We start from the raw sequence: 21,888 nt of genomic DNA, 5'->3' as shown, positions 1-21,888 counted from the left end.
CCTCGTCCGCCCCGCCTCAGTCGCGGAAGACGGGCGACGACGGGCGCCGGAACGGTGCCGTCACCGTCGGCACGATGTCACGCCGGTTGATCCACAGCACGACGACGGCCGCCACGAGGTGCACGACGCTCAGCACCCAGCGCCCGTTCGTGTCCGTCACCGCGAACTGCACCGCGAACAGGACCGCCAGCGCGATCGCCGACCACCGGTGGAACCGCAGCGCGATGATGATCGCCACGCCGAGCACGGTCTGCGACGCCGTCAGCATGAACTCCTCCACCTGCCGACCGTCGAGCGGCAGCCCGCCCGTGGTCCCGCCGCCGAGCACGTGCGCGATCGGCAGCGACCCGACGAGCAGGGACCACTGGTTGACCTTCGACGCGATGAGGGTCCCGATCGCGGCGCCGCCCATCCCCCGCAGCGCGAAGAGCGCGGCGACGATGAACTCGGGGGCCTCGGTCGCGAGCGGCGCGAGCCACTGCACGAGGAAGTAGCTGTCGATGCCGAGGGCGCTCCCGGACTGCACGAGGGCATCGGCGAACGGCTCCGCGGAGGACAGGATCACGGCCGCGGCGACGACGAACAGCGCCACGAGCGTCCACCGTCGTGCCCGCTGCGGCATCGACGCGATGTTGCCCGCCATGCCGACCAGCGGTTCGTCGTCGCCGTCATCGGACACCTGCGACGCCCGCCAGAGGTACACGACGAACGCCGCGAGGAGCACGAACCCGAACCACATCGGGATCGACCCCATCAGCGGGATGAGGAAGGCGACGAGGGCGAGGAGTGCGAGGAACCCGACGTCGAGCCGCGCGGACCGTTCGAGCGACAGGACCTTCGTGGCGATCGGTGGCATGGAGCCCTCGCGGACGAACCGGCGCGCGACCAGCAGCGAGATGACCACGACGAGCGGCCACCCGAACCCGAGCAGGAGCCGGTTCGAGCCGGTCATGTTCGCGGCGGCGAACTGCTCGTACGCGGCGTCGGATCCGGACCGGAACGCGTAGTACAGGTCGACGGCGTACTCGGGCAGCACGGCGATGAGCGCCAGGATCGCGATCGCGAGGGCGCCGGCGATGTCCTTCTGCGCGGCCTCGGCGGCCCATGCGAGCAGGAATGAGGCCGCGACGACCGCACCGCCGAAGACGAGCAGGTCGACGAGCGGGTTCGGTGCGAAGCCGCCGAGCCGGAAGACCACGGCGGGCAGCGCGAGGACGATGCAGACGGCGATGCGGCCCCAGGCGCTGGCGCCCATCCGGGCTGCGGGGACGATGGGCACCGACGACGTGGACGGCGTCGACAGGGTGTCGGTCATGGTGGGTCTCCTGGTGCGGAGCCACGGCGGAGCGTCACGGGAGGACCTCGGCCACGGCGGAACGGCCGAAGGTCTCGCTCGCCCGGGCGGCCCTGGCGGCCTGGTCCGGGTGGTGCACCGGGCCGATCGTCGTGATGGCCAGTGTGTCGATGCACGCGCTGGGAGCTACTCCCCTTCGCCCTCCACCCTGGCGGACGCGCATCCGCGCACGCAAGCGGATCGGCCCTGTTCGGCGGCCCGAATCCCGGTCTTCCCCGACCCGCCCTGCGACGGCCTGGAGGCGCGTGGCGGCGCCGCCACGCGCCTCCAGGCCCGCAGGTGGGTCGCCGACAAGCGCGCGCCGCCCCGCGCTACCCCTTCGCGGAGCGGGTGCGACCGAGCGCGACCTCGCGCCGCGCGCGCTCGAGCGCCAGTGACGACGCCGCATCCGGGTCGTGCAGCAGCCGTTCGGTGTCGGCGACGTGCTCCCGGACCGCGTCCGACCCACGCGCACGAGCCGCCGCGAGCACCGGCGACACGACGTCGGCACCGAGCGCGACCAGGGACCGCGACAGGCTCAGCCGACGCTCCCGTCCACCGATGCCGAGCTGCACGGCCAGCGTCCGGGCGAGGTCCGCGCGCTCGTCGTCGGGCACGAGGGCGGCGGCGGTGCGCCAGGCAGCCCGGAGGACCTCGTCGTCGGTGTCCTCCAGCAGGGGGCGGACCTCCGGCCAGGCAGCCGGGTCACCGATCTTCGACAGCGTGTGGAGCGCCTGGCTCCGCGCCTGCGGGACGGCACGCCGCAGCTCCGGCAGGACCCGCGGCACGACCTCGTCCGCCGGGTGCCGGAGCAGCGCCCACGTGAGCATGTCCCGCACGAAGAAGTCCGGCTCGACGGCGCACTGCTCCACGAGGACGTCGAGGTCCTCCGGGTCCGGGTGCGTCCCGGCGGCCATCACCGCTCGGAGGCGGACGGAGGAACGCGGGTCGGCGAGGTCGGCGGGCAACGTGGTCATGCACCCATGCAAACCCATGCTGCTGCGTGACGCCAGGAGACAGCGCACGGAGGCTCGAGGCATAGCGTGGGAGGTCCGACCACGAAAGGACCCCCATGCCCCGCATCGGTACCAGCGACCTCACCGTGTTCCCCCTCGCCCTCGGCGGCAACGTCTTCGGCTGGACCGCCGACGAGCAGACCTCCCACCAGGTGCTCGACGCGTACACCGCGGCCGGCGGCGACTTCGTCGACTCGGCGGACGTGTACTCCGCCTGGGGACCGGGCAACGAGGGCGGCGAGTCCGAGCGCGTCATCGGGTCGTGGCTCGCGGCGTCCGGCAAGCGCGACGACGTCGTGATCGCCACGAAGGTCTCGCAGCACCCGCAGTTCCCCGGCCTGTCCGCGCCGAACGTCGCCGCGGCCGCCCGCGCCAGCCTCGAACGACTCGGCACCGACCGGATCGACCTGTACTACGCACACTTCGACGACCAGTCCACCCCGCTCGAGGAGACGGTCCGGGCCTTCGACCAGCTCGTGCGGGAGGGCCTCGTCCGGTACACCGCGATCTCGAACTACTCGAAGGAGCGGGCGGCGGAGTGGATCCGCATCGCGAAGGACAACGGCCTCGCGCTGCCGGTCGCGATCCAGCCGCACTACAACCTGGTCACCCGCGAGCCCTACGAGTCGGACATCGCACCGCTCGCCGCTGCTGAGCACCTCGGGGTCGTGCCGTACTTCGCGCTCGCCGCCGGCTTCCTGACCGGGAAGTACCGGAGCGCCGAGGACTTCGCGGGCAAGGACCGCGAGGGGCAGGTGTCCGGGTACTTCAGCGACGCCGGCGTCGCCGTGGTCGACACCCTCGCCACCGTCGCCGCGGACCACGGGGCCGAGATCGCCACGGTCGCGCTCGCGTGGCTGCAGGCACAGCCGGACGTCGTCGCGCCGATCGCCAGCGCCCGGAACGTCGAGCAGCTGCCGGCGCTGCTGGCGTCAGCCGAGCTGGAGCTCAGCGCGGAGGAGCTGCAGACCCTGTCCGACGTGTCGGCGAGCGTGCCCGCCTCGGCCTGAGGCCGGCGCGCGCGTGAGCGCCGAGCGCACGTGGCCGAGCACGCGGGGCCGAGTCTCGGCCTGAGCGACAGTCCTCGGGCTCAGCAGCGCGAGGACTGTCGCTCACCGCGAGACTCGGGCGAGCAAACGCCCCCGGCGGGCTACGGCGCGACGGACCCCGTCAGCGTGTCCCCCGAAGAGCGCGTCACGAAGCACGAGATGAACGTGTCGCCCTGGTCCCACGTGGCCTGGTCGGGCGCGTAGGAGCCCTGCACCTGCACGTCCCCGAACGCCGCGGCGGCCGAGGTGTTGAGCGCTGCCGAGGTCTGGCACTGCTCCGCAGCCTGCGCCGCGAGCGCGTCGGGCCCGGGCCACTGGTTCGCCGACACCGGCAGTCGCGCGGTCAGCTGGGCGATGTGCGGCGTCGCGCAGTCCACGACCGTGAAGGTCTGCGCCCAGGCGTTGGTGAACGGGGACAGGCACTCCCCGCCGGCGAGCTCGGTCCAGCTGTGCTCGCCCGGTGCGGCCGGGGTCGTCGCGAACTGCAGGGTCGCCAGGCTCGAGGGCGACGGAGTGGTCGCCGGCGCCGAGGACGCCGCGGTCGATGGCGATGCCTTCGCGGACGCCGCCGAGGTCGAGGTGGGTGCCGGCGTGTGGTCCTCGATCGTGTTGCCGAGGATCCAGCGGGTCAGCGCGAACACCGCGACGAGCAGGATGACGATGAGCGCGACGGAGCCCCAGATCAGCAGCAGCTTGCCGCGACGGCCCTCGTTCCGGAGCTTCGCGAAGCCCTCGTTGATGAAGTTGTCCCGCTCGCCACCGCCCGGAGCGGCGCCGGCACCAGCACCAGCGGCACCAGCGGCGCCAGCGGCCGCGGCAGCCGGCGGCACGGGCGCAGCGGGCGCCGTGTACGGCGTGCGTCCCGGCGCCGGAGCGTGCGCGGGAGCGGCGCCGACCGCCGGCATCATCTGCGTGCCGGTGTCGTGCGGGTCGTACCCGGTGCCGCCGAGCTGGCCGACGGCCTCGGTCCCGAAGAGGTCCTTGATGGCGCTGGTGTCGCTCGTCTCGCGGCCGTCCCACTCGGACTGGTCGAGGTCGTCCGGCGCGGCGGCGGGCAGGGGCTCGGGAGCGAGCTCGGTGTCGTCGGGGGCGTGCCCGCGGATGCCCATCACCGCGTCGAGGTCCTGACCGACGGCCGGCGGCAGGTGTGCCGGGTAGCCCGGCGCGTCCGGGCCGCCGGCTGCGGGCTCGACGAGCGGCGGCGCTGCGGTCGGCGGCACGGTCGCGTCGGGTTCCGCCCACCAGGGCGTCCCCGCGACGGGCAGCGCCGTGGTCGCGGCGTCGGACGGGTCTGCCTGGAGGCGCGCGGCCGCGTCCGCCTCGTCGCGCTCGTCGTCGACCCCGGTCGCGTCCGGGGCGGTGGTCGCGGCGAGCGCACCGGTCACGTCGCCCGCGGCGGGTACGGCGGGAGTGCCGTGCACCGGGGTCTCGACTTCGCCGGACACGACGTCGTCGTCGGACTCGTCCGCCCGGGTCCACGCGCCCCCGGCGAGCGCCGTCGTGTCGAACGCGTCCGTGGTGAGTGTCGTCGGGACCTCGCTGGCCTCGTCGTCGCGGATCGCCCAGTCGAACGGGCGCTCGTGTCCACCCGTGCCCTCGGTGTCGGCGTCCGCGATGCGGAGGAGCTCGGTGAAGCTCGGCGGCTCGTCGGCCGCGGGCAGCACGTTCTCGACCCCGAGCGCCGGCGGGACGGCGGGCGGCGGGACGATCGCCGGTGGCACGGCGGGCGGGGGGACGATCGCCGGCGGCACGCCGGGTCCGGAGGACTCGGGGTGCGACCCGGTGGCGCGGCCGAGCCAGTCGACGTCGCTGCGCCCCTCGCCGAACGGGTCGAGGCGGCGGCGCTCGTCCTCGATCGCACGGTTCTCGGCCGCACGGGCGTCGCGGTGGGCCTGCGCGGTGGGCAGGCTGATGGAGGAGGGGTGCGGCGCGGACGAGGTCGGCGGCACCGGGGCGGCCGGCGGGATCCGCTCGCCGAGGGTGGCACGCTCGTGCTCGGCGCTGGCCTGGGGGTTCTCGGACGGCTCGGTGAGCTGCTCCGGCATCGAGATCGCCTGCGTGGCGTCGGCGTCGGCGGGCTCGCGTGGGGCGGCGGGCTCCGGCACGTCCGTCGTCTCGTCGGCCTCGGGCGCACCCGGTGCGGACGCGACGGGTTCGAACGGTTCGGGGAGCGGCGCGCCGGTCTCGCGCGCGGTGCGCTCGGCTTCGCGACGATCGCGGCGCGACGGCCACTCGTCCTCACCGCGGGGCGCACCGAAGATGTCGGCGGCGCTGCGGAGACCGTGGAACGGAGCGTCCGGGGCGGAGCCGCGCCGTGCCTCCAGGCTGTCGTCCCCGTCTTCGGGACCGGCGGCCTGGTCGGGCTCGTGCGCGTCGTCCGGACGCTCCGGGGTCACGCGCTCAGCCCCAGATCAGCCAGCCCGATGGCTGCGAAGTACGGGTACCCGGCAGCTTCGATCTTCTCCTTCGCGCCGGTGTCACGGTCGACGACGACCGCGACGGCGGCGATGATCGCACCCTCGCGCTCGAGCGCCTCGGCCGCCTTGAGCGGCGAGCCGCCGGTGGTGGAGGTGTCCTCGAGGACGACGACGCGCTTGCCCCTGAGGTCCGGGCCCTCGACCTGCTTGCCGCGGCCGTGGTCCTTCGGCTCCTTGCGGACGACGAACGCGTCGTACGCGAGCCCGCGTGCCGCTGCCTGGTGCAGGACGGCGCTGGCGATCGGGTCGGCACCCATCGTGAGTCCACCGACGGCTGCGACGTCCGGGACCTGCCCGACGAGGTCGGTCATCACCTGTCCGATGAGCGGCGCCACGCGGTGGTCCAGGCTCACCTTGCGGAGGTCGATGTAGTACGTCGCCTTCTTCCCGCTGGTGAGGGTGAAGTCTCCGTGGAACACCGCTTCGTCCGTGATGAACTGGATCAGCTGGTCGCGCGCGTCGGTCACAGCCCACAAGGGTAGCCGGTCGGGCTCCCGCCGCGCTCCCCCAGCCTGTGGGGTCGTCCGGAGCCGCGCTCGGTACGCTCCCGACATGTCCTCCGACCAGCGCCACGACACCGCCGTGGCGCGTCCGTCCGGCGGCCTCCGGCGGCGCGGACTGGTCACCGCGATCGGCCAGGAGGCACTGGGCGGCCTGGTCGCGCTGGCCCTGGCCATCATCGCCCTGCGTCACGTCGTCGCGACCGCGCGGGTCGCCCTGCTCTGGTACGACGGCGACTCGGTGCTGCTCCCACTCGTCCAGCGCTCGATGCAGCTCGGGCAGCCGTTCGAGTGGGCGATGTCACCGGCCCTGTTCTTCTTCCCGGAGCTGCCGGTCTACCTGCTCTGCTCCCTCGTCACGGCGACCCCGCAGCAGGCGCTGGCGCTGAACGGCGTCCTGGTGCTGCTGGCCGTGTACGCGCTGGTGCGGGCGGCCGCGAACGAGCTCATGCCCGCCGCGCGCCGGTCGGCCCGGATCGCCGTGTCCGCGATCGCACTCGGGTTCCTGACGCTCCTGGTCCTGACCGAGTCGTCGGCCACCGCGACGTCGCTGGAGCTCGCCTCGCTCCTCCTCACGACGACCTACTACTACGGCGTCGTCCTGGCGATGCTCGGGACCGCCGTGCTCGTGCTGCGGGCGGTCCGCCTGGGCCGCGCCTCGGTCACGGTGCTCGTCGTCCTCGGGCTGGTCGCGACGTGCACGACGGCGTCGAACCCGCTCTACGTGCCGTGGTCGGCGGCACCCGTCGTCGTGACGCTCGTGCTGCTCGCCCTGGCCCGCCGCCTGCCGTGGCGCCCCGTCGTCCTGCTCGCCGGAACGGTGACGGCCGGCTCGGTCGTCGGCTACCTGCTCCGGATCCCGCTCCGACCCTTCGTGTCGCTCGACCCGTCCACGTACGTGCAGCCTGCCCGTGCCGCCGAGACGCTCGGTTTCTTCGCCGCGCTCACCGACACCCGAGCCGGCACCGCGGCCGGAGACGCCGGGCTGCTCCTGATGTTCGTCGGGGTCCTCCTCGCCGCCGGCGGGACCGTGTGGGCCTGGCGGGTGCGGACCTCCCGCACCGTGCTCACCGCCGCGGCGCTGCCCCTCGTGACCGTCGTCGCCGTGTCGGTCGGGGTGGTCGTCGCCGGCTCGGAGACCCCGCGCTACCTCGAGCCGGTGGTGACGGCCCCGCTGCTCGCCCTCGTCGCGGTCGCCGAGCTCACGCGCACCGCGGTCCGCCGGACCCAGGTGCACCGGCCCCGACGAGGGGTCCGCGCGGTCCTCGCCGTCGCGGCCGCCGCGGTCCTCCTGGCCGGGATCGCCACCACGCCGGGCACCGCGCGGGCCGTGTCCACCGCGACCTACGCACCGGCCGCGTGCCTCGACCGGTGGGCCGGCGGGCGGGACGTCGTCGGCGTCGGGCAGTTCTGGACCGTCCGGCCGCTCGCCACGTACTCGGCGAGGAACGTGCAGCTGCTGCAGGTCCGCGACACCTTCGCGACGTACCCGTGGCTGGTCGACCTGGGCGCCTACCGCGACGCCGAGCCGACGTTCGTCGTGATCGGGTCCGGCGACGTCTGGACCACCGCGGTCGAGGACTCGCTCGGCCGTCCCGCGACGATCACGCACTGCACCGGGTTCGACGTGTACGACTACGCCGGGACCACCGGCGCCGACCTGCTCCGGCGCGACGTGGTGGGGAGCGCCGACGCGATCCGTCGGGAGCGCGGTTTCTGACACCGTCCGTCGCGGCCCGGCGGCCGGTCCGCACCGCCGGAGTTCTCCACAGCCGCGCGGCGACGCCCGTTCTTCCCTGAACGGATGTATAGGCTCGTGCCCGTGACCCGCCCCTCCAGCCACCGCCCCCTGCGCCTCCGCTTCGCCGCCACGTTCCTGGCGCTCGCGGGCCTCGTCGGCACGGTCGTCCTCGACGCCCCGGCTGCCAGTGCGGCGACGTACCCCTCGTGGGACGAGGTGATGGCCGCCCGCGGGCAGGAGTCCGCCAAGCAGGACCAGATCACCGAGATCCGTGGCATCATCTCCGGCCTGTCGACCAAGGTGAAGGCTGCCGAGGCCGAGGCACAGCGGCTCGGCACCGCGTTCTTCGAAGCCCAGAGCAAGGCGCAGGACGCCGCCGAGAAGGAGCAGCGACTCCGCGCCGACGCCGAGGAGCACGCCGAGATCGCCGAGCAGAGCGCCGCCCAGGCCGGGCAGTTCGCCGCCCAGATGGCCCGCTCCGGCGGTGCCGACGTCACCACCTCGGTCATCGCCGGCGGCGAGGACGCCCGTGACCTCCTCTACAACCTCGGCGCACTGAGCAAGCTGTCCGAGCAGGCCGAACGGGTCGAGGCCGCGGCGAGCGCCGACGCCGCCGTCGCCCGGGCCCTGACGGCGCAGGCCGACCGTGCGTCCGAGAAGCTCGCCGAACTGTCGGCCGAGGCCGAGAAGCGCATGCAGGCCTCCCAGGCCGCTGCGGACCAGGTCCAGGCCGCCTACGACGAGCAGCAGAGCAACAAGGCGCGGCTCGACGCCCAGCTCGCGACGCTGACCTCGGGCCGCGTCCGGACCGAGGCCGAGTTCGCCCAGGGCGAGAAGGTCCGCAAGGCGGCAGAAGAGAAGGCCGCGCGCGAGGCGTACCTCCGCGCGCTCGCGGCCCAGGCGGCGTCCAACGCGGCGAACGCCGGTGGCGGTGGCGGCGGTGGCGGTGCGTCCGGCTCCAGCGGCTCCGGTGCGAGCGGTTCCCCGGGGTCGGGCAGCGGCTCCGGCTGGGTCCGACCGGCCAGCGGCTACGTCATCAGCCCGTACGGGTACCGCGTGCACCCGATCACCGGGGTCGTGACGAAGCACGACGGCGCCGACCTGGCGAGCGGCTGCTACACGCCGATCGTCGCCGCCGCAGCGGGAACGGTCGACTACGTCGGCTGGTACGGCGGGTACGGCAACTACGTCCGCCTCAGCCACGGCGGCGGGGTGCAGACCGCGTACGGCCACATCGTCAACGGCGGCTTCCGCGTGGGGCAGGGCCAGCAGGTCTCGGCGGGGCAGCTGATCGCGCTCGTCGGGTCCACGGGCGCGTCCACGGGGTGCCACACGCACTTCGAGGTCCACCTGGGCGGGGCGACGACCGACCCGATCCCGTTCATGCAGGCCCGCGGCGTCGCGTTCTAGCCGGTCCCGCCGACAGCGCCGACAGCGCCGAGTGTGCTGGCTGCGCCGACTCCGGTCGGGCGGTTCGCCGACCCCGGTCAGGACGTGGACGTCTCGATGCCGTCGTCGCCCACGTTCCAGAGTCCCCGGTACCAGGCGGTGCGCTCCTCGTCGACCGGCACCCCGTACGCCTCGTGGAACAGCTCGTCCCACCCCGGGCCGTAGTTCCACCCGAGGGCCATCGTCGCCACCGCGATGTCGGCCCACCGGTCGGCGATGCCGAGCGCGTCGAGGTCCACGTGTCCGGCCCACCGGCCGTCCGCCCCGATGAGGGTGTTCGGGGTGCAGGGGTCACCGTGGCACACCACGATCCGGTCGACCGGCGGCTCCGGCCCGAGCAGGTCCGGGTCGGCCCCGGCAGCCCGCGCCGTCGCGGTCCGGTGCGCGGTGGACCACTCGAACGGGCAGTCGAGCACCGGCAGGGTGTCGTGCAGTGCGCGGAGCCCCTCGCCCGCCGCGACCACCGCGGTGCGCGGCTCGTCGTGCCAGCGGGGGTCGACGGCGCTCCAGCCCGGGAGCGCGCGGGTCCGCAGCCAGACGCCCTCGTCGTCGGCGCCGTGGTCGATGAGCTCCGGCACCCGGGCGTAGCGGGACGCCCAGGTCAGCCGTCCGGCCTCCCCGACGACCCAGGACGCGTACGCGTGCGGGAGCACCTTGACGTACTCCTCGGCGTGACCGTCCTCGCCGATGCGGAAGGTCCGTCCACCGATCTCGTTGACCCAGACCGCCTCGACCGGCCGTCTGTGTGCGGCCTCGACGACCACGTGCGGGACGACGACGTCCGCCCGTGCGCGGGCGAGCCCGTCGATGGACCGTGGCACGCCGGCCTCAGTGCACCCGGTCGGTGCGGCCGGACCCGGAACCGCCGCGTGCGATCTCGAGCAGGACCGGCAGCCGGTCCCCGAGGAGCGCGTCGAGGTCGGCGACGATGCCCTCGACCCCGGTGGTGATGGCGCGCGGGGAGGCGCCCCGGCGGGGCCGGACCTTGATCCGGATCGCCCGGCCGCCCCGGACCCGGTAGACGTCGACGGCGAGCGAGCCGACCTCCGGCATCGCGCCGATCGCGGACGACAGGGCGTGCTGCACGGCGGCGGAGTCGATCCGGACGGTGCCGGCCACGCCGCTCGAGGACCCGTCGTCCTCCACCACGATGCCGACACGGCCGCCGCCGAGCGTGGACAGGACGACGAGGGCCAGGATGCCGAGCACCACGCCACCGCCGAGCACCCACGTCCACATCGTGACGGAGGCGTCCCGGGGCGCCCCGGCCCCGAGGTCGCCGAGCGACCGCCCCCAGTCGTGCCAGGTCGAGGAGGCCCACGGCACGGTCTGCACCAGGATCGTGCCGACCCCGGCGACGAGGAGGGCCAGGCCGACGATGACCAGTGCGGTGCGGCCGAGGCCACGGTTCGTCGCGTTCATCCGTCCACCCGTCCGGTCGGCTGCACACGGACCCGCGCGGTGACCGGCGGTTCGGTGTGGATCGCCGCGAACTCCTCGGTGACCGCCTCGGTCGCGGCGACCGCGGGGACGTCGACGCCGGCAGCGGGACGGAGGACCACGTCGACGGTCCGCCGGCCGACCGTGCCGACCGCGGCGTCGGGACCGAGACGGGTGGCCGACCGCGCAGCCCGGGCAGCGGCGGAGGCGAGCACCTCGTCGTCGACGACCACGGCGAGCCGGTCGGACGACATGGCGTGCCGAGGGCGACGCTGCGGCAGGAGGCCCTGTGCGAGGAACACGAGTCCGAGGAACGCCACGATGGCGGCGATGCCGACGGTGATCGTGGTGTCGAGGCCGCGCGGGGCCCGTGCGGCACGGTCGACGACGTCGCGGGGGTCGATGCCGAGCACGCGCTGGTCGAGCAGCACGAGCGCGGCTGCGAACACGGCGGCCGCTGCGATGACGAGCAGCACCAGCATGGCGACCACGACGGTGCCGGAACGCGACGCGCTCGTCTCCCGGCGGACCACCCGGCGGTACACCCGATCGTGGCCACGGCCGGTCCCGGTGCCGGTGACCGCGCCGGTGCCGTCGCCGGTGGCCGCGCCGGCACCAGTGGCCGCGCTCACACCGGCACCGGGCCGACCCTCGGCGCTCACCGGACCCTCCGCGGCGTGTCCACGACGGACGACGAGAACGTCACGGTGACCCGTTCGACCTGCCGGCCGGTGATGGTCCGGATGCGGTCCGCGATCGTGGCACGGGCGCGGTGCGCCGTGGTGACGACGGGTTCGTCGGGGACCGTGTGGCTCCCCAGCACGGGCACGGTGAGGGGGGCCGTGATCTCGACCGCGAGCGCACCGTGACCGTCGTCGGCGACCCGGGCACGGGCCTCCCGGAACGGGACGCGGAGTGCTTCGGACGCGACCGCCTGCGCGGTGTGCACGAGCGCCGCCGAGCCGATCCGGTCGTACCCGGCGACCGGACGGGGACCGGGTGACGCCGTTCCGCCGCCGCCGGTCGGTGCGGCGACGGCGCCGCTCACGACGAGCTCCGGCGTCCGCGCAGCACGTCGAGGAGGCGACGGAAGTCGATGTCGCCGGTGACGATGCGGGCGACCAGGCCACCCACGAGCATGAAGACGGCGACGACGACGAACGCCCAGAACCCGAGCGTCACCGCGACGATCGCGAGGAGCGCGCCGACGCCCATGCCGACGACCGTGGCGTTCACCGGACGCGACCCTCGGTCTCGTCGACGGGACCGTTGAGGCCCGGGATGTTGACGTCGTTGATGGCGATGTTGACCTCGGTGACCTCGAGTCCGACGAGCTCGGTGACCGCGCTCGTGACCGCCGCCCGGACGGCGGTGGCGACCTCCATCATCGGCGTCGGGTAGTCGACGACGATCGTCAGGTCGACGGCGACCTGGGTCTCGCCGACCTCGACGCGGACGCCCTGGCCGAGCGCGCTCGAACCGATGGCGTCGCGGATCGCCCCGAACGCCCGGGCGGCGTTGCCACCGAGCGCGAAGACGCCGGGGACGTCACGGGCGGCGATGCCGGCGACCTTCGCCACGACCGTGTCGTCGATGATCGTCCTGCCGTTGGTGGTCACCTGCGTCGTCGTGGTCCCGGCGGTGGTGCCGGTCGTCGCGGTCCCGTCGACGCGGTTCGTCGTCGATGCCATCAGTGCCTCCGATGTGGTCGATTGCTGGTCTCCCAGCGAACACCATCGTGCCGTGCCCCGCCCGGGAGACGGACGCGGCACGCTGGCCCGGATGCGACCCGCGGCACGGGGCACGCGGGTCCGCCCGCCCCCGTCGGACCACCCCCGCTGCACCGCACCCGCGGTGGTGCCCGGTAGGTTCGAACCCATGCGCGTGGCGACCTGGAACGTGAACTCCGTCCGCACCCGAGTGGGGCGGATCGTCGACTGGCTGGTGCGCGAGGACGTGGACGTCCTCGGCATGCAGGAGATCAAGTGCAAGCCCGAGCAGTTCCCGCTCGAGGCGTTCGAGGCCGCCGGCTACCAGGTCGAGGCGTACGGCCTGAACCAGTGGAACGGGGTCGCGTTCGCCAGCCGCCTGCCGATGGAGGACGTGACGCGCGACTTCCCCGGCCAGCCCGGGTTCCTCAAGGGCCACGAGGGGGACGACGTCCCGACCGAGGCCCGTGCGATCGGTGTGACGGTCGACGGTGTCCGGCTGTGGAGCCTCTACGTCCCGAACGGCCGCGAGGTCGGCGACCCGCACTACACGTACAAGCTCGACTGGCTCGCGCAGCTGGCGGACCGGACGTCGGAGTGGATCGCCGCCGAGCCGGAGCAGCCCCTCGCGCTGATGGGCGACTGGAACGTCGCGCCGCTCGACCAGGACGTGTGGGACATGCGCGCGTTCGAGGGTGCCACCCACGTCAGCGAGCCCGAGCGTGCGGCGTTCCGCGCGTTCGAGGAGCGCGGGCTGCAGGACGTCGTCCGTCCGATCGTCCCGGACGGCTACACGTACTGGGACTACAAGGCGCTCCGGTTCCCGCGCAACGAGGGCATGCGGATCGACTTCGTGATGGGGTCGCAGGCGTTCTCGGACGTCGTCACCGACGCGCGCATCCACCGCGACGAGCGCAAGGGCGACGCACCGAGCGACCACGTGCCGGTGTCGGTCGACCTCGACCTCGAGACCTCGCTCGACGACGACCGACCGATGATCTTCTGACGGTCCGGCGGCCAGACCGGACCGGCCACCTGACCGGCCCGACGTGCTCTGTTACGGCGCGCGTAGCCGTCCGTCGACGAGGGGACGGGCGCGACGTAGGTTTCCTGCACCGAACCCCTCCGAGAGCAGGTGAAGCCATGTCCCGCACGACCCCGTCGACGATCCTTCCGATCCAGCGCGTCATGGCCGACGCCACACCGCGCGCCTGGAGGGACGGCATCGTCGTCGAAGTCCGCCCTGCCGACCTCGTCGTCGCGTTCCTCGACGGTGCGGCGCACGCGGGCACCACGCAGCTCCGGGTGGCGGACGCGGACACGTTCGTGTCCGTCGGCGACCCGGTCGCCCACCACCCGGCCGCGGAGATCCTCAGCGCCGGCGGTCGGAAGACCACCGCACGCGTCGCGTAGTCGGGGCGTGACCCGAGGGCGTCAGGCGCTCATCGACTCCGTCATCGCCTGGCACTTCGCCACCATCTCGTCGCACGCCATCGCGCAGTAGCGGCACGACTCGTCCATGTCGGCGTGCTTCCGGCACTCCGCCGCGCACGCCGTGCCCATCGCCACACAGGCCATCAGCATCGTGCGCATCGCCTCGGCGTCCATGCCCATCGGGCGCATCATCATCCGCATCCCGGTGTCGGCGAGCATCGCGGTGTTCGAGCACATCGCGGCGCAGGTCGCCATCTCGCCGCCCATGCGCATGTCGCTCGCCGAGCACATCGTCGCGGCCATCGACGCGGCGTTCATCGCCATCATCGTGTCCTGCATCAGCTCGGTGTCCATCGCCATGGGCATGTCGGTCGCGGACATGCTCTTCATCATCGCCATCGTGTCCATCGGGGTCTCCGTCCCTCGTGGTGTCCGGCGCGGACGCGCCGCGTGCCGCACACCCTACGCGCGGTGTCCGGCGCGCTGGAAGACGCGACCGGCGGACGGCCTGGAGGCGCGTGGCGGCGTCGCCACGGGCCTCCAGGCCGACGCTGCGTGCGTCCAGTGCGTCCAGTGCGTCCAGTGCGTCCAGTGCGGACGGGCGCACGCCGACGCGTACCGGCGTCCGGTGCGCCTACGGGTGCAGGAGCGCCGCGACGGCCACGAGCACCGGGACGGACCCGATGGTCGAGATGAGCACCACGTCGCGGGCCATCGGCACCGCCGCCCCGTACCGCTGCGCGTAGTTGAAGACGTTCTGCGCCGCCGGCAGCGCGCCGAGCGTGGTCAGCACGAACACGTCCTGTCCGCCGAGCCCGAACACGAAGCGGGCGAAGACGAACGCGACGGCCGGCATCACGACGAGCTTGATCGACGAGGCCACGATGACGTCCGTCCGGATCCCCGGGTCCCGCAGCGGCGTCGCACCGTGCAGGCTCATCCCGAACGACAGCAGCACGACGGGCACCGCGGCCGCCCCGACGAGCGAGAAGGGCTCGAGGACCGGTGTCGGCAGCTCGATCCGTGTCGCCGAGAACACCAGCCCGACGAGCGACGCGATGATGATCGGGTTCCGGAACGGCCCCGAGATGCGGCGACCCCAGCCGCCGCCGCTCGACGTCGCTGTGTCGAGGACGGTGAGCGCGATCGGCGCCAGAACGATGAGCTGCAGCAGGATCACCGGCACGACCGCGGTCGCCTGCCCGAGCACGTACACGGCCACGGGGAGGCCGATGTTGTTCGCGTTGACGTAGCTCGACGCCAGCGCCCCGACCGTGGTGGTCGTCGCGGGCCGGCGGAGGACCAGACGGAACACGATCGCAGCGCCGAGGGCGACCGACAGCGCGCTGACCAGGGAGACCCAGAGCATCGGGGACAGCAGCGAGGCGATGTCCGCGGTGGCGATCGTGTGGAACAGCAGACACGGCATGAGCACGAAGAACGCGAGGCGGCTCATGACGAACTGGGCGTGCGGGCCGAGCAGGCCGATGCGCCCGACGACGTACCCGCCGGCGATGATCGCGCCGATGATCGCGAACCCGGTCAACACGCCACCCATCGCCCCCATCCTCGCACCCCGTGCGACGGCATGTGACCTCACTCAGGTCGGAAATGCGAACGCATCGAATAGCGTTGAGCGCACCATGACCTCGACGAACTCCAGCACGCTCACGCGTTCGACCGACTCCAGCCAGCCCCTCGTCCCGCTCCTCGAGGAACGCTGGAGCCCCCGCTCCTACGACGAGACCGCGACGATCTCGGACGCGCAGTTCGACGCCGTCCTCGAGGCGGCTCGCTGGGCGGCATCGGCCATGAACTTCCAGCCCCGCCGCTTCATCGCCGGCCGCCGTGGCACCGACACGTTCCGCAAGATCAACGAGAACCTCCTCGGCTTCAACGCGGCGTGGGCCTTCCGCGCCAGCGCCCTCGTCGTCGGCGTCCTCGAGACCGTGACCGAGGACGGTGACGAGCGTCCCTTCGCGCAGTACGACCTCGGCCAGTCGCTCGCCGCGCTGACGGTGCAGGCGCACGCCGAGGGGCTGCACGTCCACCAGATGGCGGGCATCGACGCCGAGGGCCTCCGTGCCGCGTTCGACCTCCCCGAGCGCTTCCTGCCGTTCACCGTCACGGCGATCGGCACCGTCGCGGACCCGTCGCAGCTCGACGAGAAGGCCGCCCAGCGGGAGGTCGCCCCGCGCACCCGCCTCCCCCTCGACGAGGTCGTCCTCGTCAAGGAGTGAGCCCACTCGCGTCGAACCACGCGGCCGGGTCCCTCGACGGACCCGGCCGCGTAGTATGTCGTGACATGCAGCAGGACGACGCGCTCCAGCCCGAGATGAACTTCTACACGCGGAAGTGGGTCCGCCCCGAGGACCTCAACGCGAACGGCACCCTCTTCGGTGGGAGCCTCCTCCGGTGGATCGACGAAGAGGCCGCGGTCTACGCGATCATCCAGCTCGGCAACGGCAAGGTCGTGACCAAGTACATGTCGGAGATCGAGTTCGTCTCGTCGGCGAAGGAGGGCGACATCGTCGAGATCGGGCTCGTCGCGACGCGGTTCGGCCGAACGTCCCTGACCATGCGCGCCGAGGCCCGGAACCTCTTCACCCACCGGAGCATCCTCACGATCGACGAGGTGGTGTTCGTCAACCTCGACGACGAAGGCAACCCGGCGCCGCACGGCTACACCGACATCACGTACGCGCGCGACCGGGTCCCCGCCACCCACCGCGCCTGACGGACGAGCCTGTCGGGCACACCTGACACAATCGGTGGCATGACCACGCCCCGACTCGTCGCCTTCGACCTGGACGACACCCTCGCCCCCTCGAAGTCCGCGCTCGATCCCCGCATGCTCGAGACGTTCGCGTCCCTGCTCGAGGTCGTGCCGGTCGCGGTCATCTCCGGCGGCAACTTCCAGCAGTTCGAGCAGCAGCTCGTGACCCCGCTCCGGCAGCGCGAGGGACTCACCCTCGACGACCTGCACCTGCTGCCGACCTGCGGCACCCGCTACTACCGCTGGTCCGGTGACGACTGGGCCCTGCAGTACGCCGAGGACCTCACCGACGAGCAGAAGGCCCGCGCCCTCGCCGCCGTCGAGTCGCAGGCGAAGGCCGCCGGTTACTGGGAGTCGGAGACCTGGGGCGCCATCCTCGAGGACCGCGGGTCCCAGATCACGTTCTCGGCGCTCGGCCAGGCCGCACCCGTGGACGTCAAGAAGCGGTGGGACCCGACCGGGGCGAAGAAGGACGACCTCCGCCGTCGGGTGCAGGCCGAGCTCCCCGACCTCGAGGTCCGCTCCGGCGGGTCCACCAGCGTCGACATAACCCGCAAGGGCATCGACAAGGCGTACGGCATGCAGCGGCTGGCCGAGCTCACCGGTGTCGCGCTCGACGACATGCTGTTCGTCGGTGACCGCCTCGACCCCGAGGGCAACGACTACCCGGTGAAGGCGCTCGGCGTCCCCTGCCACGCGGTCGACGGCTGGGAGGACACCGACGTGTTCCTGACGGAGCTCATCCCTACGCTGCGCTGACGGGCGGCGGCGGCCTGCCCGCGCGGCCGCCTCAGGGGATGCTGCGGACGGCCTCGACGAACGCGCGGATCTTCGCGGCGTCCTTGACCCCGCGCTCCGACTCGACACCGCTCGACACGTCGACGCCGTCCGGGTCGAGCGACTCGATGGCGGCCACGACGTTCGCCGGCGTGAGCCCCCCGGCGAGGATCCAGGCCTCGTCGACCTTCCCGTCGATCGAGGCCGCGTCGATGAGGCGTCCACTGCCGGGCACCGCGGCGTCGAGCAGCAGCAGGTCGTGGTCGTACGACGACCGCTGCTCCGGCGACTCGCGGAGGTAGTCCTCGGCGGCGACGGCCCGGATGGTGAAGAAGCCGGCGTCCCGCGCCCGGGCGAAGTCCGTCGCGGACTCGCCGCCGTGCAGCTGGAGCGTGGTGAGCCCGACCGCTGAGGCGATGCCGACGATCTCGTCGATCTCCTGGTCGCGGAACACCCCGACGGCGTCGACGCCGTCCGGCACCCGCTCGACGAGCTCCTTGGCGAGGTCAGCCGTCACGGTACGGGGGCTGCCGACGGCGAAGACGAACCCGACCGCGTCGGCACCCGCGTCGATGGCGGCGTCCACGGTCTCGGGCGTCGACAGGCCGCAGATCTTGATCCAGCGCTGGTCGGTCATGCGCTCCATCCTGCCAGGGAGACCGGGGGTGCGGGACGGAGCGGCTTCCGCCGAGCGCGGACGCGACGGGTCAGTGCAGCATGCCCGCGAAGTACGAGGCACCGCAGGCGACCAGGACACCGAACACCGCGAACGACCCGACGAGCACGTTCCGCCGACGCCAGCGCCGCACCACCTCGAACGTGCCACGCCGGGCGTGCCGGTGGGCCGCTCGGTGCAGGCGGTGGTCCTTCTTGTGCTTGGTCCGCTGCGGGCCGAGCGGCACCGGCCCGGTGATCTGGGCGGAGCCACCGCGCAGGGCGTTCGCGATCGCCACCGCGGTCGGGCGGCGGTCCGGGTCACGGGCGGTCATCCGGGCCAGCAGGTCCCGCCACTCGGGGGCGATGTCGTCCGGGATCTCCGGGTCGTGCCGGAGGCGGGCGAGCGCTGCCTCGATCAGGGTGCCGGAGTACTCCTGCTTGCCGGTCAGGGCTTCGAGGAGCACGAGGCCGAGCGAGTAGACGTCGGTCGCGAACCCGATCGGTTCGCCGGCCACCTGCTCGGGGCTGAGGTACGCCGCCGTGCCGATGATCGTGCCGTCGTTCGTCAGTCGGGAGCCGTCGACGAAGTGGGCGACGCCGAAGTCGGTCAGCTTGACGGTGCGGGCGAAGCCGGAGGAGCCCTCGTCGCTGATGAGGATGTTCGCCGGCTTGACGTCACGGTGCACGATCCCGCGGGAGTGCACGTAGGCCAGGGCGTCGGCGAGCTGGGCGCCGAGGTCGGCCACCTCGTCGTTGTGGAGGGCACCGCTCGCCAGTCGCCGGAGCAGCGTCGTGTCCGCGATGAGCTCCATCACGATGAAGCGGTGCGGACCGTCCTCGAAGTCGTGGGTGCCGGCGTCGTAGAGCGGGATGAGCCCGGGGTGCGACAGCATGCTGAGCAGCCGGATCTCGCGTTCCTGCCGGACCCGGTCGGCCGTGGTCATCGACTCGGGCGTCGCGAAGAGCTTCACGGCGACGGCGCGGTAGGTGTGCTCGTCGCGGGCTTCGTAGACCGTTCCCATGCCACCCGTGCCGATCAGCTGCACGAGCCGGTAGCGGCCCGCGAGGACCGTGTCCGTCCGTGTGCCGTTCAGCAGCGTCATGGGGTTCGTCGTTCCGTTCGGAGCCCGGTGATCCGTGGCAGTTGCCAGCAAGGTGACTCGGGCACTACGGTACGCGCCCGCGACCCCCGGCGCGTGGACGTTATGACATCGTGATCGGCCCACTTCCCTGTGTTCATGCGGATGCATAGGGGTATCGTCCGACGTCCGAAGAAGTGAGTATCGCGCAAGGAGGACATCATGGCGCTGTCGAAGGGCGACACCGTGCACTGGAACACGTCGCAGGGCAAGACGACCGGGACCCTCGTGCAGAAGCGGGTGAGCGACTTCGAGTTCGACGGACAGACGTTCACGCCGACCGACGACGACCCCTACTGGATCGTCGAGTCCGAGAAGAGCGGCAAGCGTGCCGCGCACAAGGAGTCGGCGCTGACGAAGGCGTGATCGGTCAGTCGCCGGCGGGCTCGGCCCGGCGGCGGCCACGCGCCGGCTGTTCGTCGACCTCCGCACGCCCGGCGCGGGCCGCACGTGCCCGCCGGATGCGCCGCACCACGAAGGTCACCACGACCGCGGCGATCGCGACGTACAGGACGCGGTCGATCCACTCGGTGTACTGCTCGACCCGCTCGTACTGGCTGCCGAACGCGGCACCGAGCAGGACGAGGGCGCTGTTCCAGATCCCGCTCGCGATGATCGTGAACACCGAGAACGTCGCGAGGTGCATCCGGTCCGCACCGGCGGGCAGGGAGATGAGGCTGCGGACGATCGGCACGAAGCGGCCGAAGAACACCGCACTCTTGCCGTGTCGGTGGAACCAGTCGGCGGCCTTCCGGAAGTCGTCCTCGTCCACCAGGGGCAGCTTGCCGAGCCACCGCGTGGTCCGTTCGAACCCGATCGCGGCGCCGAGCCAGTAGAGCACCAGGGCGCCGAGGTAGGACCCGAGGGTCGCGAGCACCAGGACGAGCACCAGGTTCATCCGCCCGGCACCGGCGAGGAACCCGGCCAGCGGCAGGATCACCTCGGACGGGATCGGCGGGAACACCGTCTCGACGAAGAGCATGAGCGCGACGCCCCACTCCCCCAGGGCGTCGATGAGCTGGAGCACGAGCCCGGACAGGCCACCCATCTCGGAGTCACCGGCGGCCGTCACGGTCGTGGCCGGGGCGGCCAGGGCAGTCGTCATGCCGCCCATGTTCCCTGAACGTCCTGACAGAACCCGGCGCGCGACCTGGAGATCAGCCCGCGGACCGGCGAGCAGTTCCGGCCGGGACCCGAGGAGCACGATCGCTCAGCCGAGCCCCATGTGCGACGTCCGCACGTGCGTGAGCGACCGGGCGAGCGCTCCCCGGGCCACGGCGTCGCGGCCGACCGTCGACGGCACGATCTCCACGGGGTGCCGGAGGTGCGGGGTCACGGCCTCGGTCAGCGCTGCGCAGAAGACCTCGGCGGCGGGCAGGACCTCGCCGCCGACCACGACGACCTCCGGGTCGATCGTCGCGATGAGCTGCACGACGCCCGGCGCGACGTCCTCGGCGAGGGCACGCACGACGGCCGACGCGACGGGGTCCCCCTGCCCGGCCGACGCCATGACGGACTCGAGGTCGGAGCCGGGGGCGATCCGCGCCTCCAGACGGGCGGGTGCACTCGGCCAACCCGTCGACGCCAGGCCGCCCATCTCACCGGCGGCGCCGCGCGCACCGCGCGCCAGCGCGCCGTCGACCAGGTAGGCGGCACCGATCTGCCGTCCCATCACGAGCGAGAGGCCGTCCTGCACACCACGGAAGCGTCCCCACATCGCCTCGGCGGTGGCGGCGAGCTTGGCGTCGTTGTCGAAGAACGTGGTCGCGCCGGGGAACAGGTCCCCGATGCGGCCCGGCACCCGGCGTTCGACCCACTGCGGCACGGCCACCGTGTAGTCGATCTCGCCCGACCGGTCGACGACCGCCGGGACGCCGAACGTGGCGGCCAGGAGTCGGGTCGGGTCGGCGCCCTCGACCAGTCGTCGGACGACGTCCTGCACGCTCTCCCACGCCTGCTCCGCCGATGCGAGGTCGGTGTAGACCTCTTCCACGCGGGCGAGCTGCCGACCGCGGAGGTCCGACCGGAGCCCCACTATGCCGTGCAGCCCGAGGTCGACGCCGAGCACCGACCCCGCTCCGGCGTCCGCACGGAACCGCTTCGCGCGTCGCCCGGCCTTGTTCGGCGTGGCGATCGCCTCGGCCTCGGTGACCCAGCCCTCGTCGACCAGGTCGGCGAGCGCCGCCTCGACCGTGGGACGGGAGAGCCCGACGGTGCGGCTCAGCTCCGTGACGGTGTGCGAGGCGTCGTCGCGGAAGAGCTCGTCGAGGATGGCGCGCGAGTTGATGAGTCGGAGGGTGCCCGGGGTGCTGCCGACGACACCGCTCGGGAGCGTTGACACGATCTCGTCCACGGCCATAGCCTCCATATTACGAAAGATCTTTGAGGAAT

At 72.8% G+C, this 21,888-nt stretch carries 25 protein-coding genes; 9 read left to right on the top strand and 16 right to left on the bottom strand.

What is annotated here, in order from left to right; genetic code table 11:
* Positions 1–16: 16 nt before the first annotated feature.
* Positions 17–1,315: a sodium:proton exchanger gene (locus BLT36_RS05760; RefSeq protein WP_254787353.1), complete on the bottom strand. Its 1,299-nt coding sequence runs from the start codon at positions 1,313–1,315 to the stop codon at positions 17–19.
* Positions 1,316–1,665: 350 nt separating this feature from the next.
* Positions 1,666–2,310: a HEAT repeat domain-containing protein gene (locus tag BLT36_RS05755; RefSeq protein WP_092092739.1), complete on the bottom strand. Its 645-nt coding sequence runs from the start codon at positions 2,308–2,310 to the stop codon at positions 1,666–1,668.
* A 95-nt stretch (positions 2,311–2,405) separates the two neighbouring features.
* On the opposite strand from BLT36_RS05755, the gene BLT36_RS05750 reads away from it, so the two are divergent.
* Positions 2,406–3,359: an aldo/keto reductase gene (locus BLT36_RS05750; RefSeq protein ID WP_092092737.1), complete on the top strand. Its 954-nt coding sequence runs from the start codon at positions 2,406–2,408 to the stop codon at positions 3,357–3,359.
* A gap of 140 nt (positions 3,360–3,499) precedes the next feature.
* On the opposite strand, the gene BLT36_RS05745 is transcribed toward BLT36_RS05750, so the two are convergent.
* Entirely contained in the window at positions 3,500–5,794 is a 2,295-nt protein-coding gene (locus BLT36_RS05745; protein ID WP_092092734.1) for a septum formation family protein, read from the bottom strand.
* Positions 5,791–6,342 (bottom strand): orotate phosphoribosyltransferase, encoded by a 552-nt coding sequence (gene pyrE / locus BLT36_RS05740; RefSeq protein ID WP_092092732.1) that lies wholly within the window; start codon positions 6,340–6,342, stop codon positions 5,791–5,793. Before pyrE ends, BLT36_RS05745 begins: the two co-directional genes overlap by 4 nt.
* Positions 6,343–6,427: 85 nt before the next feature.
* Between pyrE and BLT36_RS05735 the strand changes: the two genes are divergently transcribed.
* The gene (locus tag BLT36_RS05735; RefSeq protein WP_092092729.1) at positions 6,428–8,095 is read left to right on the top strand and encodes a hypothetical protein; all 1,668 of its coding nucleotides are present in this window, start codon (positions 6,428–6,430) and stop codon (positions 8,093–8,095) included.
* Positions 8,096–8,197: 102 nt separating this feature from the next.
* Entirely contained in the window at positions 8,198–9,526 is a 1,329-nt protein-coding gene (locus BLT36_RS05730; protein ID WP_139166380.1) for a M23 family metallopeptidase, read from the top strand.
* Between the two features lie 77 nt (positions 9,527–9,603).
* On the opposite strand, the gene BLT36_RS05725 is transcribed toward BLT36_RS05730, so the two are convergent.
* Genes BLT36_RS05725 through BLT36_RS05700 form a run of 6 tightly spaced genes read right to left on the bottom strand, consistent with a single transcriptional unit; the run spans position 9,604 to position 12,696 of the window.
* The gene (locus BLT36_RS05725) at positions 9,604–10,386 is read right to left on the bottom strand and encodes an aminoglycoside 3'-phosphotransferase (RefSeq protein WP_092092724.1); all 783 of its coding nucleotides are present in this window, start codon (positions 10,384–10,386) and stop codon (positions 9,604–9,606) included.
* Between the two features lie 7 nt (positions 10,387–10,393).
* Positions 10,394–10,987, bottom strand: a complete 594-nt coding sequence (locus tag BLT36_RS05720) for an Asp23/Gls24 family envelope stress response protein (RefSeq protein ID WP_092092721.1) — start codon at positions 10,985–10,987, stop codon at positions 10,394–10,396.
* Positions 10,984–11,667, bottom strand: coding sequence for a hypothetical protein (locus tag BLT36_RS05715; protein WP_092092719.1), 684 nt, complete (start codon positions 11,665–11,667; stop codon positions 10,984–10,986). Before BLT36_RS05715 ends, BLT36_RS05720 begins: the two co-directional genes overlap by 4 nt.
* The gene (locus BLT36_RS05710) at positions 11,664–12,053 is read right to left on the bottom strand and encodes a hypothetical protein (protein ID WP_092092716.1); all 390 of its coding nucleotides are present in this window, start codon (positions 12,051–12,053) and stop codon (positions 11,664–11,666) included. Before BLT36_RS05710 ends, BLT36_RS05715 begins: the two co-directional genes overlap by 4 nt.
* Complete coding sequence (locus tag BLT36_RS05705) at positions 12,050–12,241, bottom strand: DUF2273 domain-containing protein (protein ID WP_092092713.1); 192 nt, start codon at positions 12,239–12,241, stop codon at positions 12,050–12,052. The genes BLT36_RS05710 and BLT36_RS05705 overlap by 4 nt, the downstream gene beginning before the upstream one ends.
* Positions 12,238–12,696 carry an Asp23/Gls24 family envelope stress response protein gene (locus BLT36_RS05700; protein ID WP_092092711.1) on the bottom strand — a complete coding sequence of 153 codons (459 nt, stop codon included), beginning with the start codon at positions 12,694–12,696 and terminating at the stop codon, positions 12,238–12,240. Before BLT36_RS05700 ends, BLT36_RS05705 begins: the two co-directional genes overlap by 4 nt.
* A 187-nt stretch (positions 12,697–12,883) precedes the next feature.
* On the opposite strand from BLT36_RS05700, the gene BLT36_RS05695 reads away from it, so the two are divergent.
* Both BLT36_RS05695 and BLT36_RS05690 read left to right on the top strand, forming a co-directional pair.
* Complete coding sequence (locus BLT36_RS05695; RefSeq protein WP_092092708.1) at positions 12,884–13,720, top strand: exodeoxyribonuclease III; 837 nt, start codon at positions 12,884–12,886, stop codon at positions 13,718–13,720.
* 137 nt (positions 13,721–13,857) lie between these two features.
* Positions 13,858–14,127, top strand: coding sequence for a hypothetical protein (locus BLT36_RS05690; protein ID WP_092092706.1), 270 nt, complete (start codon positions 13,858–13,860; stop codon positions 14,125–14,127).
* A 21-nt stretch (positions 14,128–14,148) separates the two neighbouring features.
* On the opposite strand, the gene BLT36_RS05685 is transcribed toward BLT36_RS05690, so the two are convergent.
* The gene (locus BLT36_RS05685; protein WP_254787351.1) at positions 14,149–14,529 is read right to left on the bottom strand and encodes a four-helix bundle copper-binding protein; all 381 of its coding nucleotides are present in this window, start codon (positions 14,527–14,529) and stop codon (positions 14,149–14,151) included.
* A 253-nt stretch (positions 14,530–14,782) separates the two neighbouring features.
* Positions 14,783–15,706, bottom strand: a complete 924-nt coding sequence (locus tag BLT36_RS05680; RefSeq protein WP_092092701.1) for an AEC family transporter — start codon at positions 15,704–15,706, stop codon at positions 14,783–14,785.
* An 85-nt stretch (positions 15,707–15,791) separates the two neighbouring features.
* On the opposite strand from BLT36_RS05680, the gene BLT36_RS05675 reads away from it, so the two are divergent.
* The 3 genes from BLT36_RS05675 to BLT36_RS05665 all read left to right on the top strand — a co-directional run bounded on the left by BLT36_RS05675 (position 15,792) and on the right by BLT36_RS05665 (position 17,683).
* Complete coding sequence (locus tag BLT36_RS05675) at positions 15,792–16,388, top strand: nitroreductase family protein (RefSeq protein WP_092092698.1); 597 nt, start codon at positions 15,792–15,794, stop codon at positions 16,386–16,388.
* Positions 16,389–16,453: 65 nt separating this feature from the next.
* Complete coding sequence (locus BLT36_RS05670) at positions 16,454–16,885, top strand: acyl-CoA thioesterase (RefSeq protein WP_092092696.1); 432 nt, start codon at positions 16,454–16,456, stop codon at positions 16,883–16,885.
* A gap of 39 nt (positions 16,886–16,924) precedes the next feature.
* On the top strand, positions 16,925–17,683 hold the full coding sequence (locus tag BLT36_RS05665) for an HAD-IIB family hydrolase (protein ID WP_092092693.1): 759 nt from the start codon (positions 16,925–16,927) through the stop codon (positions 17,681–17,683).
* 31 nt (positions 17,684–17,714) lie between these two features.
* Here BLT36_RS05665 and BLT36_RS05660 read toward each other — a convergent pair whose 3' ends face one another.
* Together BLT36_RS05660 and BLT36_RS05655 are read right to left on the bottom strand one after the other, a co-directional pair.
* The gene (locus BLT36_RS05660; protein ID WP_092092691.1) at positions 17,715–18,338 is read right to left on the bottom strand and encodes a phosphoribosylanthranilate isomerase; all 624 of its coding nucleotides are present in this window, start codon (positions 18,336–18,338) and stop codon (positions 17,715–17,717) included.
* A 70-nt stretch (positions 18,339–18,408) separates the two neighbouring features.
* On the bottom strand, positions 18,409–19,461 hold the full coding sequence (locus BLT36_RS05655) for a serine/threonine-protein kinase (RefSeq protein WP_175529507.1): 1,053 nt from the start codon (positions 19,459–19,461) through the stop codon (positions 18,409–18,411).
* A 198-nt stretch (positions 19,462–19,659) separates the two neighbouring features.
* On the opposite strand from BLT36_RS05655, the gene BLT36_RS05650 reads away from it, so the two are divergent.
* Positions 19,660–19,863, top strand: coding sequence for a hypervirulence associated TUDOR domain-containing protein (locus BLT36_RS05650; protein ID WP_092092686.1), 204 nt, complete (start codon positions 19,660–19,662; stop codon positions 19,861–19,863).
* Positions 19,864–19,867: 4 nt separating this feature from the next.
* Here BLT36_RS05650 and BLT36_RS05645 read toward each other — a convergent pair whose 3' ends face one another.
* Positions 19,868–20,602 carry a DedA family protein gene (locus tag BLT36_RS05645; protein WP_175529506.1) on the bottom strand — a complete coding sequence of 245 codons (735 nt, stop codon included), beginning with the start codon at positions 20,600–20,602 and terminating at the stop codon, positions 19,868–19,870.
* 105 nt (positions 20,603–20,707) lie between these two features.
* Positions 20,708–21,856: an ROK family transcriptional regulator gene (locus BLT36_RS05640; protein ID WP_175529505.1), complete on the bottom strand. Its 1,149-nt coding sequence runs from the start codon at positions 21,854–21,856 to the stop codon at positions 20,708–20,710.
* Positions 21,857–21,888 lie beyond the last annotated feature (32 nt).

It is taken from the genome of Curtobacterium sp. UNCCL20 (assembly GCF_900101675.1).
Lineage (GTDB): Bacteria > Actinomycetota > Actinomycetes > Actinomycetales > Microbacteriaceae > Curtobacterium.
Note: the sequence above shows the minus strand (reverse complement) of the source record. Positions and strands in the feature narration are given on the sequence as shown.